General features: G+C 52.7%; 10 protein-coding genes, 1 other RNA gene and 1 other annotated feature (1 of these 12 only partly in view). Of the genes, 10 read left to right on the forward strand and 1 reads right to left on the reverse strand.

The genetic code is table 11. The features are described from left to right. Nucleotides 1-225 (forward strand) — a binding site (T-box leader); it begins 10 nt to the left of the window's first position. Nucleotides 226-278: 53 nt separating this feature from the next. From hisS to ssrS, 3 genes are all read left to right on the forward strand, one after another. Further along, nucleotides 279-1,562 (forward strand): histidine--tRNA ligase, encoded by a 1,284-nt coding sequence (hisS, locus tag B0X71_RS07355; RefSeq protein WP_077588807.1) that lies wholly within the window; start codon nucleotides 279-281, stop codon nucleotides 1,560-1,562. Continuing rightward, nucleotides 1,562-3,367: an aspartate--tRNA ligase gene (aspS, locus tag B0X71_RS07360; RefSeq protein WP_077588808.1), complete on the forward strand. Its 1,806-nt coding sequence runs from the start codon at nucleotides 1,562-1,564 to the stop codon at nucleotides 3,365-3,367. The genes hisS and aspS overlap by 1 nt, the downstream gene beginning before the upstream one ends. An 88-nt stretch (nucleotides 3,368-3,455) precedes the next feature. Further along, nucleotides 3,456-3,641, forward strand: a non-coding RNA gene (ssrS, locus tag B0X71_RS07365) — 6S RNA. Nucleotides 3,642-4,045: 404 nt separating this feature from the next. Here the strand turns inward: ssrS and B0X71_RS07370 are convergent. Next, nucleotides 4,046-5,329, reverse strand: coding sequence for a replication-associated recombination protein A (locus tag B0X71_RS07370; protein WP_077588809.1), 1,284 nt, complete (start codon nucleotides 5,327-5,329; stop codon nucleotides 4,046-4,048). A 132-nt stretch (nucleotides 5,330-5,461) separates the two neighbouring features. Between B0X71_RS07370 and cymR the strand changes: the two genes are divergently transcribed. The 7 genes from cymR to alaS all read left to right on the forward strand — a co-directional run bounded on the left by cymR (nucleotide 5,462) and on the right by alaS (nucleotide 15,218). Further along, on the forward strand, nucleotides 5,462-5,881 hold the full coding sequence (cymR, locus tag B0X71_RS07375; RefSeq protein WP_077588810.1) for a cysteine metabolism transcriptional regulator CymR: 420 nt from the start codon (nucleotides 5,462-5,464) through the stop codon (nucleotides 5,879-5,881). Nucleotides 5,882-5,893: 12 nt separating this feature from the next. Further along, nucleotides 5,894-7,024 carry a cysteine desulfurase family protein gene (locus B0X71_RS07380; RefSeq protein ID WP_077588811.1) on the forward strand — a complete coding sequence of 377 codons (1,131 nt, stop codon included), beginning with the start codon at nucleotides 5,894-5,896 and terminating at the stop codon, nucleotides 7,022-7,024. 36 nt (nucleotides 7,025-7,060) lie between these two features. Continuing rightward, complete coding sequence (locus tag B0X71_RS20855) at nucleotides 7,061-7,228, forward strand: hypothetical protein (RefSeq protein ID WP_156889810.1); 168 nt, start codon at nucleotides 7,061-7,063, stop codon at nucleotides 7,226-7,228. Between the two features lie 97 nt (nucleotides 7,229-7,325). Then, complete coding sequence (mnmA, locus tag B0X71_RS07385; RefSeq protein ID WP_077588812.1) at nucleotides 7,326-8,438, forward strand: tRNA 2-thiouridine(34) synthase MnmA; 1,113 nt, start codon at nucleotides 7,326-7,328, stop codon at nucleotides 8,436-8,438. Between the two features lie 13 nt (nucleotides 8,439-8,451). Then, nucleotides 8,452-9,108, forward strand: coding sequence for a tetratricopeptide repeat protein (locus B0X71_RS07390; protein WP_198038700.1), 657 nt, complete (start codon nucleotides 8,452-8,454; stop codon nucleotides 9,106-9,108). Between the two features lie 19 nt (nucleotides 9,109-9,127). Continuing rightward, nucleotides 9,128-11,506 (forward strand): SF1B family DNA helicase RecD2, encoded by a 2,379-nt coding sequence (recD2, locus tag B0X71_RS07395; protein ID WP_077588814.1) that lies wholly within the window; start codon nucleotides 9,128-9,130, stop codon nucleotides 11,504-11,506. A 1,081-nt stretch (nucleotides 11,507-12,587) separates the two neighbouring features. Then, nucleotides 12,588-15,218: an alanine--tRNA ligase gene (alaS, locus tag B0X71_RS07400; protein ID WP_077588815.1), complete on the forward strand. Its 2,631-nt coding sequence runs from the start codon at nucleotides 12,588-12,590 to the stop codon at nucleotides 15,216-15,218. Nucleotides 15,219-15,250 lie beyond the last annotated feature (32 nt).

The raw sequence follows: 15,250 nt of genomic DNA on the forward strand, positions 1-15,250 counted from the left end.
TATGATGAAGAAAGTAGCAGCAATACCGGCTGTAAAAGAGAGGGAAGACCGAGGCTGAAAGTCTTTCTCCAGACGCTTGCTGTGAACGACACTTCAAAGGCTTTTTTCTGAAAGGGATTGTCCTCATTAGGAAAAGACGGCACCGGCCGTTATCCGGTTTTGAGGCGGGCGCATGATGCGCCAATTAGGGTGGAACCGCGGAAGCTATGAGCTCTCGTCCCTTGCGATAAGCAAGGGGCGGGGGCTTTTTTGTATCCGCAGAAAAGGAGAGATCATTCATGAGCATTCAAGTACCGCGCGGCACCTATGATGTTTTGCCGGACCAGGCGGCGAAATGGCAGGCAGCCGAAGAAAAAATCCGGGAACTGTGCAAGCTTTATCAGTACAAGGAAATCCGGACACCTGTGTTTGAACAGACAGAATTGTTCCAGCGGGGCGTCGGCGATACGACGGACATTGTCCAAAAAGAAATGTATTCATTCACCGACCGGGGAGACCGGTCATTGACATTGCGGCCGGAAGGGACGGCTTCGGTCGTCCGGTCATATGTTGAAAATAAATTATTCGGCTTGCCGGATCAGCCGGTGAAGCTATATTACATGGGCCCGATGTTCCGCTACGAGCGGCCCCAGGCGGGCAGAACCCGTCAGTTTGTCCAATTTGGGATCGAAGCGATCGGATCGAAGCACCCGGCCGTCGATGCGGAAGTCATCGCACTCGCGATGGATGTCTATCGGTCACTCGGACTAAAGAAACTGCGGCTCGTCATCAATTCGCTCGGCGATACGGAAAGCCGCAATGCGCATCGCGATGCGCTTGTGATGCATTTCTCACCGCGGATCGATGAATTTTGCCACGACTGCCAGACCCGGCTGGAGAAAAATCCGCTCCGCATCCTTGATTGCAAAGTGGACCGCGACCATCCGTTGATGGCGACGGCGCCGGCATTGACCAATTATTTGAACGAGGAATCACAAGACTATTTTGATCAAGTGAAAGCGTTCCTTGCCGGATTGGACATTGCGTATACGGTGGATCCGAATCTCGTGCGCGGACTGGATTATTACAATCACACCGCATTTGAAATCATGAGTGACGCCGAAGGATTCGGCGCCATCACGACATTGGCCGGCGGCGGCCGCTATAACGGGCTTGTGGAAGATCTCGGCGGACCGGCTTCGCCGGGCATCGGCTTCGCGATGAGCATTGAACGGCTGCTGCTTGCGCTGGAGATGGAAAAAGTGGAGATCGGGGAAGCGGCGGACCTGGATGTATTCGTTGCGGTACTCGATGAAGCTTCGCGCCAGGATGCTTTCCGGCTTGTCCGGGATTTCCGGGCGAACGGAATCTCCGCGGACATGGATTACGCAGGGAAAAAACTGAAAGCACAGATGAAAGCGGCGGACCGCAAAAGTGCGCGCTTTACAATTGTGCTCGGTGAAACTGAAATCGCTGAACAGCGGGCAGGCATCAAAACAATGGAAACAGGTGAAACAGATCAAGTGGCATTTGCCGATATGGCAGATGCGGTGAAACGTAAATTGAGTGGGGAGGAATCATAATGGCCAGATCACATTATTGCGGCGAAGTAACCGAGCAGCACGCAGGCGAGCGCGTATTATTGAAAGGCTGGGTGCAGAAACGGCGCGACCTCGGAGGCCTGATCTTCATCGACGTGCGTGACCGCACCGGAATCGTACAGGTCGTCTTCAATCCGGAAATCGCGGAAGAAGCGGCGGCGATAGCGGAAAAATTCCGCAGTGAGTTTGTCGTGCACATCGACGGCCTCGTTGTGAAGCGCCAGGAGAACCAAGTGAACCCGGCGATCAAGACCGGCAAAATCGAAGTACAGGCAGACCATGCGAGCATCATCAACACGGCGAAAACGCCGCCGCTCATGATCGCGGACGAAAGCGGCGTCGGTGAGGACCTGCGGCTGAAATACCGCTACCTCGACCTGCGGCGCAAACCGATGTTCGACACGATGAAACTGCGGTCGGATACAACTATTTCCATCCGGAACTTCTTGAATAAAGAAGGGTTCCTGGAAGTGGAAACGCCGATTCTGACAAAATCCACTCCGGAAGGCGCACGCGATTATCTCGTGCCGAGCCGGGTGCATAAGGGAGAATTCTATGCATTGCCGCAGTCGCCTCAATTATTCAAGCAGATGCTGATGGTATCGGGCTTTGATAAGTACTTCCAGATTGCCCGCTGTTTCCGGGATGAAGATCTGCGGGCGGACCGCCAGCCGGAATTCACCCAAATTGACTTGGAAATGAGCTTCAAGTCGATGGAGGAAATCATCGAACTCAACGAGCGCATGATGAAGCAATTGCTTGAAGAAGTGAAAGACCTGAAAGTTGAGACGCCATTCCAGCGCATGACGTATAAAGAAGCGATGAGCCGCTACGGCTCCGATAAGCCGGATGTGCGGTTCGGTCTGGAATTGGTGGATGTATCGGAGGTCGTTAAAGATTCAGCATTCAAAGTATTCTCCGGCGCCATTGAACGCGGCGGTGAAGTGAAATTGATTAATGTAAAAGGCCAGGCGGCGAATTACTCCCGGAAAGATTTGGACGCGCTCGGCGAATTTGCGGCGATTTACGGCGCGAAAGGCCTGGCTTGGCTGAAAGTGGAAGAAGGCGGCATTAAAGGGCCGATCGCGAAATTCTTCGAAGGGGAAAAAGCCGAAGCGCTTATCGCAAAAGCGGAAGCGGAAGCGGGCGATGTGCTGCTGTTTGCAGCGGATGCGGCATCGATCGTTGCAGATACACTCGGCGCATTGCGCTTGAAATTCGGCCGCGAGCTCGGGTTGATTGACGAAAGTGTCTTCAAGTTTCTGTGGATTACGGACTGGCCGTTGTTTGAGTATGATGCATCCGAAGAACGTTTTTATGCGGCGCATCATCCATTCACGGCACCGTTTGAAGAAGACGTCGACAAGCTGGAAAGCGACCCGCACAATGTCCGCGCCCAGGCGTATGACCTCGTGCTGAACGGCTATGAACTCGGCGGCGGCAGCCTGCGGATTTATCAGCGGGATGTGCAGGAACAAATGTTCCGCGCGCTGGGCTTCTCGACGGAAGAAGCGCGGGAGCAATTCGGCTTCTTGCTCGAAGCATTCGAATACGGCACGCCTCCGCACGGCGGCATTGCCCTGGGCCTTGACCGGCTCGTCATGCTGCTGGCCGGCCGCACGAACCTGCGGGATACGATCGCTTTCCCGAAAACAGCGAGCGCCAGTGATCCGCTGACCGATGCACCGAGTGCCGTTGCAGGCGGCCAGCTCACAGAACTTGGTCTGCGTGTGACACCGGCAGCTAAAAAGGAAGCGGCTGCTGAACAGACACAGGATTCTGAATGAGACGAATAGCGCACAGGCAGATTCGTTCGAAAGGTACAGAGTAAAATTATTGTATCAGCATCCCGAATGTGCTAGGATTAAATCAATAAGAATCCTGATGTGTTCGTTTTAAGCCAATCAGTTTTGACCGAACACTTCATCGTCGGGAGACCTACTTTTACCATGGATGGCATGCCTTCATCGGACGTCAAAAGTGGTAAAGGGGTCACCCACCTGCTTATAGTGCGGGTTCAAAACGATGTGCATTAACAAGGACGGCACGATCGGGATTCTTTTTAACTCAACATACCAACCCCACCGGGAATATTACCGGTGGGGTTTTTTTCTGTATGCTGGAAGAAGGCTTGTAGATGGTTAGTGAGAATCGAGGATTTGGCATGATCATCCGGATTATCGCGCATAAAGGTAGGGTTATCGATCATAAATTGGAATTAAAGAGCATAAATCCAAAATAACGATCATAAATTGAAATTAAAGAGCATAAATCCAAAATAACGCTCGTAAATCGAAAATAACTTACGCAGATAGAAAAAGTTTGATGATCTCCTGTTGATATACATAAAAAATTTGTTTTGCATCTCTACTAACGGGGATAAACTGAAAATACTACGTAGAAACTCCGTCTCACCCCGTTCCAATAAAAAAAGACCCGCCCTTCAGGCGGATCTTCGACAACAATCACTTCTTCCGGAACGTCTTCAATTTCTCGTAAATCCCGGCAAGTTTCTTCTCATCTCCGGCAAGCACCGGTTCATAAAACGCTGTTCCGCGCACTTTCTCAGGCAGGTAATCCTGATCGACCCAGCCGCCGAACGAGCCGACGGGTGTGTCATGCGGATAGCGGTAGCCGACATGGCCCAATTCTTTCGCACCGGCGTAATGGCCGTCCCTCAAATGCGGTGGAATGTCGCCGGTTTTGCCGGCGTGGATGGCAGCGGATGCGGCATCGACGGCTCGGTAAGCGGAATTCGACTTCGGTGATAAACACATTTCCGCAACTGCATTTGCGAGCGGGATGCGCGCTTCCGGCAAGCCCAACCGGTCGGCGGCCTGACAGGCGGCGAGCACATGCGCGCCGACGTGAGGGGCCGCAAGACCGACGTCTTCATACGCCATGACAAGCAAACGCCGGGTGACGGCGGTCAAATCGCCGTTCTCCAAAAGATGTGCCAAGTAATACATGGCCGCATCGACATCGCTGCCGCGCACGGATTTCTGGAGCGCCGATAATAAATTGTAAAAATGCGAACCTTTCTTGTCACCGAACACGCCGATGCGCTTCATCATCTGTTCGATGATATCATCCTCGATGCGTACGATGCCGCCCGCTTCATCCGATGCAAATACGACGGATTCGAGCATCGTCAAAGCTTTCCGAGCATCACCGATGGACCCGACCGCGAGCCGTTCGATCTGCTCCGGTGAGATGTTAATGGACTGCCGGCCGAGTCCGCGTTCTTTGTCGTTCAACGCCGATTCGATCAGTTTCACGACGTGCGCTTCTGTCAGCCGTTTTAATTGCTTGATCTCGCCGCAACGCGAGCGGATTGCGGGGTTCACATCATGGAACGGATTTTCGGTTGTCGCGCCGATCAGGACGATTGATCCGCTTTCAACATGCGGCAGCAGGGCATCCTGCTGGAGTTTATTGAACCGGTGGATCTCGTCCAAAAACAGCAGGACTTTTCCGGTCAGCCGGGCTTCGTTGACGACTTCCTCAACGTCTTTTTTTCCGGACGTCGTCGCGTTCAAGGCAATGAATGGCAATTCGGAAGTGCCGGCGATGGCGTACGCGATCGATGTTTTGCCGATTCCGGGCTCCCCGTACAGAAGCATTGATGGGATGTGTCCGTTTTTAATCATTTTATATAATGCGGTGGATGGTCCGATGACCGTTTCCTGCCCAATCACTTCATCGATTGTGCGCGGACGCATCCGGAACGCAAGCGGTTCATTTTGCAAAGCGGTCTCTCCTCTCAAAACACTCCTACCAGTATAGCTTTCATTTGCAGAAAAGTCATTTCCGGCCCGGTGCAGCAAGGAATTATGTTATACTGTCTTGAAGAACATTGGAAATCAAACCAGGGGTGCTTTATGAAAATTTCAACAAAAGGCCGTTACGGTCTGACCATTATGACGGAACTTGCCAAACGCTTTGGAGACGGACCTGTTCCGCTCCGAAAAATTGCGGCGCAGTACGAGCTGTCGGAAGCTTATTTGGAACAGTTGATCCCGCCGCTTCGCAACGCCCAGCTCGTGCAGAGCGTCCGGGGTGCACACGGCGGCTATATGCTTGCCAAAGCACCGGCCACGATCACTGCAGGAGACGTCATCCGCGTCCTTGAAGGACCGATCCAGCCGGTCGAAGGCATTGAAGACGAAAACCAGCCGCAGCGGGAATTATGGATCCGCATCCGTGATGCTGTGCGCAATGTTTTGGATACGACAACGATTGAAGATCTGGCCAAGCATTCGGATGACAGCCCGGCCGATCCATATATGTACTATATTTAGAGGAGAAATATTATGAGCCGGATATATTTAGACCATGCTGCCACATCCCCGATTCATCCGGATGTGGTTGAGGTGTTTACCCGATTGCTGCCGGAATTGTACGGCAACCCGTCAAGCATCCACGACACCGGGAGAAAGTCGCGGAAAGTGCTGGACGACGCCCGCCGGACGTTTGCTGCCAGCATCGGGGCACAGGAAACGGAAATCATCATCACTAGCGGCGGAACGGAAGCGGATAATATGGCGATCTTCGGGACGGCCGCCCGCTTCGGGAAAGGCCATATCATCACGAGTGCCATCGAGCACCATGCCGTACTGAATGCGTGCAAGCAACTGGAGACGGAAGGCTATGACGTCACGTATTTGCCGGTTGACGAAGATGGACTTATCCGGGTCAGCGACGTGGAACAGGCGCTCCGGGACGATACGTTCCTTGTGACAATCATGCTCGGCAATAACGAAGTCGGGACCGTGCAGCCGATCGCTGAGATCGGTAACTTGTTGAGAGACCATGCTGCTGTATTCCATACCGATGCTGTGCAGGCGTACGGTGTCCTGTCGCTTGATGTCAATGAACTCGGGGTCGACTTTCTGTCCGTGTCTGCGCATAAATTGAACGGACCGAAAGGCATCGGGTTTTTATATCAGCGTAAAGGTGTCAATCTGTCACCGCTGTTATTCGGCGGCGAACAGGAACGGAAGCGCCGGGCTGGAACGGAAAATGTTCCGGCTGCCGCCGCGTTCGCCAAAGCGGTCGATATCGCACAGAAGACAATGGATGCAAAGACGGAAGAGTACTTGCGCTATAAGGAAATTTTCCGCAATACATTTACCGATCAGGAAATTTCATTCAAAGAAAATGGCGCGAACCAATTGCCGCATGTCCTGAATCTCAGCATTCCAGGCATCGACATTGAAGCGTTTCTCGTCAATCTCGATCTGGCGGGCATCAGCGCATCAAGCGGTTCCGCCTGTACGGCCGGTTCTGTAGAGCCGTCACATGTGCTTGTTGCAATGTACGGGGAAGAAGCCAGTGAAGGGCGGAACTCCATCCGTTTCAGTTTTGGCATCGGCTTGACGGAAGAAACCGTAACGGAAGCGGCTGTCAAAACAGCGCGGATTGCCAGCCGGCTGATCAAGTAACCGGCACAACGTCAAAGCCAGCAGAGGTGAAGCAGTATGGATTTTTGGATTGGTGTGTTAGCAGCGGCAATTGCAGTGAGTATCGTGTTTCGCAGAGGCAATAAAGACCGGGACCGGCGGACATCGCCCGTCCTGTTCTGGATCGGACTTGCGGCTGCGGCCATCGGACTGATCGGCTATTTGTTTTTCGGCTGGCGGTTCTGAGACCGATCACTACAGGTCCGGCCTCCGGTTCTGGTATTATGGCTTCCGGGAAACCGGATTTCCGGTTCCGCAATCAATCAAAGAAGGTGAATCATATATGACAACAAAAGCTCCGCACGAAACACGCGTCGTGGTCGGCATGTCCGGCGGCGTCGATTCATCAGTTGCGGCTTATTTATTAAAAGAACAAGGGTACGACGTCATCGGGATCTTCATGAAAAACTGGGATGACACGGACGAAAGCGGTTTTTGCACAGCGACGGAAGACTATGACGACGTCATCCGTGTCTGCAACCAGATCGGCATTCCATACTATGCCGTCAATTTCGAAAAGCAGTATTGGGATAAAGTATTCACGTACTTCCTGGAGGAATACCAGGCGGGCCGCACACCGAACCCGGACGTCATGTGCAATAAGGAAATCAAATTCAAGGCGTTTCTCGAGCATGCACTGAACCTCGGGGCGGATTACCTTGCGACCGGTCATTACGCGCAAGTTGAACACGGCGAAGAAACGAAGATGCTGCGCGGCAAGGATACAAATAAGGACCAGACGTATTTCCTGAACCAGCTCTCACAGGATCAGCTGAAGCATGTCATGTTCCCGATCGGCCATTTGGAAAAGAAGAAAGTCCGTGAAATCGCGGCGGAAGCGGGACTCGCGACAGCTGCCAAAAAAGATTCCACCGGCATCTGCTTTATCGGCGAACGCAATTTCAAGGAATTCCTGAGCCAGTACTTGCCGGCACAGCCCGGCCGTATGGAAACATTCGACGGGGAAGTGAAAGGCGAGCATGACGGTCTTATGTATTACACGATCGGTCAGCGCCACGGACTCGGCATCGGCGGAGCAGGCGACCCATGGTTCGTCATCGGGAAAGACCTGGACCGCAACGTGCTGTATGTCGGCCAGAACATCAATAATGACGCATTGTTCTCAGACGCGCTCACTGCTGTCAATTTAAGCTTCACCCGCACAATGGATCGTGAAGGCCCGTTCCCTTGCACAGCGAAATTCCGCTACCGGCAGGAAGATTCACCGGTCACTGTCGAAATTAAAGACGGAGAAGCGATTGTGACATTCGACGAGCCGGTTCGCGCAATTACACCGGGACAGGCAGTCGTCTTTTATGATGGCGCCGAATGCCTCGGCGGCGGAACGATCGACCGCGTTTATAAAAAAGGCGAGCAGCTCGGCTATGTCGGATAACGGAGGGATTCACGTGGATTATAACGAAACAGGCATTCGCGCGCTGCAGGATGGCCGGTACGAAGAAGCGGTGGCGGCTTTTACAAAAGCGATTGAGCAGGAACCGGACAATCCGCTCGGCTACATCAATTTCGGTCATGTGCTCGCAGCAACCGGTGACACCGAGCGGGCGGAGCGCTTTTTCCAGAAAGCGTTGACGCTTGGTGAATCGGCAACCGCCTACTATGGTTTGGCAAATCTTTATTTCAATGAAGACCGGTACGAGGAAGCGTTGAAGCTGTATGAAAAAGCGATTCAGCTGGGCATCGAAGGGCCGGACGCCCATTACATGATGGGCAAGAGCCTGGAGCGGCTGCAGCAGCCAAAACTTGCGCTGCCATACTTGCAGCGTGCAGTGGAGCTTGATGGCGAAGATACGGACGCGCGCATGAGCTATGGAATTGCGCTCGCCACGTTGGAATTATTCGATCTGGCGGAGCCCGAGTTCCAGCAGGTTCTCATTCAGGAGCCGGAACACGCGGATGCCCATTACAATCTCGGCGTACTGTATGCGGTATCGACTGAGAATACGGATGCGGCACTTTCGCATTTGAAGCGGGCATTCACTATTGACGAAAATCATGACCAGGCCCGCTATGTGCATGACATGATTTTGCAGCGATTGAATTAATGGGAAGGAGACGGCCGCTATGACACAACAGCCGGATTTATTCGAACAGGAAAAACAGTTTATATTGGGCCGTCCGGTCGTCTCCATTTTTCACAACCCGGAGAATTTGTTTACGATCGCGAAAGTGAAAATCTCGAAAACGAACACCTCATATGAAGACAAGGAAATTGTCGTTTCGGGTTATTTTCCGGAGCTGTCGACGGACGAGAATTATAAATTCACGGGAAGCGTGAAGCAGCATCCGAAATACGGGACGCAGTTCCAGGCGGAAGCGTTTTCTCAGGAAGTGCCGGAGACGGAGCAGGGCATCATCCATTATTTATCGAGTGATATGTTCCCGGGCATCGGCCGGAAAACGGCAGAGACGATTGTGAAGAAACTGGGGAAAGACACCATCCAGAAAATCCTCGATGACCCATCTGTGCTCGATGTTGTACCGAAATTATCGGATGATAAAAAAGAGACGCTGCAGCAGGGGCTTGAGTCGAATCTCGGACTGGAGCGCGTCATCATCCAGCTGAACGAGTGGGGATTCGGGCCGCAAGTGGCAATGCGAATTTATCAGGCATATCGCGAAGAGACGCTTGAAACTTTATCCAAGAACCCGTACCGGCTCATCGAGGAAATCGAAGGTGTCGGTTTTCAGCGGGCCGATGAGCTCGGTGCCCGGCTTGGTTTGCGGGGCAGCCATCCGGACCGGATCAAGGCTTCGATCCTGCATTTGCTGAATCATTCATCGCTGTCGGATGGGCATGTGTATGCGGAATCGGAATGGATCATTCCGGCTGCGAAAAACATGCTTGAGACGAGCCAGCAGGAGCCGGTCGAAATCGAAGCGATTTCAAAAGCGATCATTGAACTGGCCGAAGAAGGCCGGGTATCCGGCGAAGAAACTCGGCTCTACATGCCATCACTTTATTATTCGGAAGTGGGGATCGCCTCCAAACTTCAGCAGCTGATCGAATCCCAGGAAGAGCGGGACGGATTTCCGTCTTCGGAAGTCCGCATGGCGATCGGGGAAGCGGAAGAGCGGCTCGGGGTCACGTATGCGGAAACGCAGGCGGCGGCTATCGAGAAAAGCGTCAATTCATCGGTGATGGTATTGACGGGCGGACCCGGCACGGGAAAAACGACGGTTGTGCGCGGGCTTGTGGAAGTGTATGCGGAACTGCACGGACTGTCACTCGACCCGAAAGAATACGCCAAGAAAAAAGAGCCGTTCCCGATCATTCTCGCGGCGCCGACCGGCCGGGCTGCCAAGCGGCTGAATGAGTCGACCGGGCTTCCGGCTATGACGATTCACCGGCTGCTCGGTTTCACCGGCCAGGAAAAAGAAGAAGAGACCGAGCGGGAAATTGAAGGCAAACTGATCATTATCGATGAAGTATCGATGGTCGATACGTGGCTTGCCCATCAATTGCTGAAAGCGTTGCCGGATGACGTCCAACTGATCCTCGTCGGCGACCAGGACCAGTTGCCGCCGGTCGGTCCCGGGCAAGTGCTGCGCGATCTGCTCGATTCCAAAGCTGTGCCGGTCATCGAATTAAAAGAGATTTACCGGCAGGCGGAAGGCTCGTCGATTGTGACGCTCGCCCACCAGATGAAGCAGGGCCAGTTCCCGCAGGACATCCTGAATAAAACCGGTGACCGTTCATTTATCCGGGCCGGCACCGAACAAATTCCGTCTGTTGTGGAAGCAGTTGTGAAAAATGCGATCACCAAAGGGCATTCCATCCGGGATATCCAAGTGCTCGCGCCGATGTACCGGGGACCAGCCGGCATCGATGCGCTGAATAAACTCATCCAGGAACTCGTCAATGGCAATCCCGACGGTTCCCGGAAAGAGCTGACATTCGGCGACATTACATACCGGATCGGCGATAAAGTGCTGCAGCTCGTCAATCAGCCGGAAAGCCAGGTCTTTAACGGCGATATGGGTGAAGTGATCGCGATTTTCAAAGCGAAAGAAAACGTGGAAAAACAGGATTTGCTCGTCGTATCGTTCGACGGCATCGAAGTGACGTACCAGCGGAGTGATTTGAATCAGCTGACGCTCGCGTATTGCTGTTCGATTCATAAAGCGCAAGGTTCTGAATTCCCGATTGTCGTCATGCCGGTCGTCCGGAGCTATATGAAGATGCTTCGACGCAATCTTCTGTATACCGGCATCACCCGCAGCAAAAACTTCCTGATCCTGTGCGGTGACCCGGAAGTGTTCCGTTTCGGCATCACCCGCTCGGATGGCACGGAACGTCAGACGACGCTGAAGAGCCGGCTCGCCAAGCCGGTTGAAGAGAAAGCGGACGGACCGGTGCGGCTGACACCGGATAACCTGAACGACATCCCGCCGTTGATCGGCATGGATGGTGTGACACCGCAAGATTTCGTCGGGCGCTGAATTGACAGCGGGAGTTCCGTTTCCTATAATGGAAACACATAAGGCAATACAGAGATGGAGAAACGGCTGAAACCGGCGTGCAAAGAGAGAAGTTCCAAGGCTGCAAGAACTTCCATGCCATTCAAATCCGTGCTGCTCCGGAGTGCAGGCTAATCCCTGCCGTCCTGCCGCGTTAAGGCAGACTTGAGAGACATGGCGATTTGCCGTGTAACTAGGGTGGTACCGCGAACAAAGCTTTCGTCCCTTTTTGGGGCGGAAGCTTTTTTATGTTCAGATTTTCAGAGCGCCTGGCTGAATCCTTGCTGGTCCGCCGCGCTTTCCGTGGGTTCGTGCCGAACTAACTCAAGGCTCCCGCCTTGAGTGGATTTCGCCACTTCACAATCCCACAGGAGTCGCGGCAGCCCAGCTGGAACAGAAGTAAATCCGGCTTTACAGCCAGCTCACTCGTCAGGGGGCGTCTACCCGTAAATCTGTTCAAACTTGTAACCAAACAGCAGGTCGGAGGAACTTTCCTGTATATTCGCTGAATCCTTGCTGGTCTGCTGCGCTTTCCGTGAGCTCGTGCCGAACTAACTCAAGGCTCCCGCCTTGAGTGGATTTCGGCACTTCACAATCCCACAGGAGTCGCAGCAGACCAGCCGGATCATGAGTGAGTTCAGCTCTGTTTTATTGCAGCTAATTCGCTTAAGGGTTGCCTGCGTGATTTTGTATAAGACCGTTTCAGCCAAATTGATGTTTTATGTTTGTCTCTCACCGATTTCTATCTGCAGGTTCATAAAAAACAGTATTTGATTTGTTACTTACTTTTGGGATAGGATTTTTCATTTCGAAGCGAGCGGAGGGCGGTGACTCCTGCGGGAGCAGCGAGCCAGGCAAGACCCTGGAGACGCGGAGCGTCGAAGCGGCTTGCGGATCGCCCCGCGGAAAGCATCCGCCGGCAGCTGCTTCGAAGAAGCCGTAACATACTTTATTATTCGCAAAAAAATCGCAACGGAAAGAACCGGTTCAGAAAGTATTTATAAGCAGTAGTAGAGATTAATAATTAAAAAATGTAAATGCATTATACAAGGAGGAAAACGAAATGGAAAATTTAAAAGCTGCTGATATCCGGCGATTGTTTCTGGAATTCTTTAAGGAAAAAGGACATGATGTGGAGCCGAGTGCACCGCTCGTGCCATTCGAGGATCCATCCCTTTTGTGGATCAACTCAGGCGTTGCCACGCTGAAAAAATACTTCGATGGCCGGGTGATCCCGGAAAATCCGCGCATCGTGAATGCGCAGAAATCCATCCGGACGAACGATATCGAAAATGTCGGACGCACTGCGCGCCACCATACATTTTTTGAAATGCTTGGCAATTTCTCGATCGGCGATTATTTCAAAACCGAATCGATCCACTGGGCATGGGAATTTCTGACCGATGAAAAATGGATTGGTTTCGACCCGGAAAAACTTTCGGTGACAATCCATCCGGAAGATGAAGAAGCGTATGCCATCTGGCATGACGAAGTCGGTGTCCCGGCAGAACGCATCATCCGACTCGAAGGTAATTTTTGGGATATCGGGGAAGGCCCGAGCGGACCGAACTCGGAGATTTTCTATGACCGGGGTGAGTCATACGGCAACGATCCGGAAGATCCGGAACTGTATCCGGGCGGCGAGAACGACCGCTACCTGGAAATCTGGAACCTCGTATTCTCCCAGTTCAATCACAATGCGGACCATACGTACACGCCGTTGCCGAAACAGAATATCGATACCGGCATGGGGCTGGAGCGGATGGCTTCGGTTGTCCAGGATGTGCCGACGAACTATGATACGGATCTGTTCATCCCGATTATCCGGAAAACGGAAGAAATATCCGGCCAGACATACGGCGAGTCAGCTGAAAAGGACATGGCGTTCAAATTGATTGCCGATCATATCCGCACAGTGGCGTTCGCAATCGGTGATGGTGCATTGCCGTCCAATGAAGGCCGTGGCTATGTGTTGCGCCGTTTGCTGCGCCGGGCTGTGCGCTATGGCAAGAAACTTGGCATTGAGAAACCGTTTATGTTTGAATTGGTGCCGGTTGTCGGCGATATCATGAAGGAATTCTATCCGGAAGTGAACGATAAAGAAGATTTCATCATCCGTGTTGTGAAACTTGAAGAACAGCGCTTCCATGAGACGCTTAACGAAGGCTTGTCCATCCTGTACGATATCATCCGTAAGGAAAAAGAAGCCGGTCACACAGTTATCCCGGGCGAAGAAATGTTCCGCCTGTACGATACGTACGGTTTCCCGGTAGAGCTGACGGAAGAGTTCGCGGAAGAAGAAGGCATGACGGCTGACCGGGAAGGATTCGCGCATGCGATGGAACAGCAGCGTGACCGCGCACGGAATGCTCGTCAGGCGACCAATTCGATGCAGACACAGTCGGAAGTACTGGCAAATATCACGGCGCCGAGTGAATTCATCGGCTATGAAACGCTGACGACTGAAGCGGAGATCACAGCCATCGTCCAGCACGGCGAACTTGCCGATCACGTGCAGGAAGGGGAAGAAGCGCAGCTGATGCTCGATATTACCCCATTCTATGCCGAGAGTGGCGGACAGATTGCAGACAAAGGGTTCATTCACAATGATGCTTTCCAGGCTGAAGTGCTCGATGTTAAAAAAGCGCCGAATGGCCAGAACCTGCACACGGTCCGCATCGTATCCGGCGAGCTGTCAAAGGGCCGTGTACACGCGGAAGTATCAGCTGAAGAACGCCGCCATACTGTGAAAAATCATACGGCTACCCATTTGCTGCACCAGGCGCTGAAAGATGTGCTTGGCACGCATGTCAATCAGGCAGGATCGTATGTCGGACCAGACCGGCTCCGCTTCGATTTCTCCCATTTCGGCCAAGTGACGGCTGATGAACTGAAACAGATCGAACGAATCGTCAATGAAAAGATTTGGGAAGGCATCGATGTGGCGACGGGCTATCACAGCCTGCACGATGCGAAAGATATGGGTGCGATGGCATTGTTCGGTGAAAAATATGGAGATACTGTCCGTGTTGTCGACATCGGCGGATTTTCCCTGGAGCTTTGCGGCGGTGTGCATGTCCTCAATACGGCACAGATTGGGCTGTTCAAAATCGTTTCTGAAGGTGGAATCGGAGCTGGCATTCGCCGGATTGAAGCGCTGACCGGCAAGGCTGCTTATGAGAACCTGAAGAATACGGAAACGCAGCTGGAAGAAGCTGCCGGGCTGCTGAAGGCCAATCCGCGGGATCTGGTTCAGAAAGTAACAGCGGTTCAAGGGGAAATGAAAGAACTGCAGCGGGAAAATGAATCGCTGTCAGCGAAAATTGCCGGGGCCCAGTCGGCCGGTCTCCTGGATCAGGCAAGGGAAATTGATGGTGTGACAGTGCTGGCTGCCCGAGTGGATGCAAAAGACAACAACCAATTGCGGCAGATGGTGGATGATCTGAAACAGAAATTGGATCAGGCGGTCGTTGTTCTGGGTGCTGTAGCAGATGGTAAAGTTATGATTGCTGCTGGTGTAACCAAGAATATTGCCGGCAAGGAATACAATGCCGGTCAAATTGTCAAAGCCGTTGCAGAGCAATGCGGTGGCAAAGGTGGAGGGCGTCCGGACTTTGCAATGGCTGGTGCTAAAGACTCATCTAAACTGGAAAATGCACTTGAGTCTGTCTTCGGGACTGTGAAATCTGTTTGATTCAAGACTGTTTTCAGTTATAATTGAATTCA

It is taken from the genome of Planococcus lenghuensis, assembly GCF_001999905.1.
In the GTDB taxonomy this organism is placed as follows: Bacteria; Bacillota; Bacilli; order Bacillales_A; family Planococcaceae; genus Indiicoccus; species Indiicoccus lenghuensis.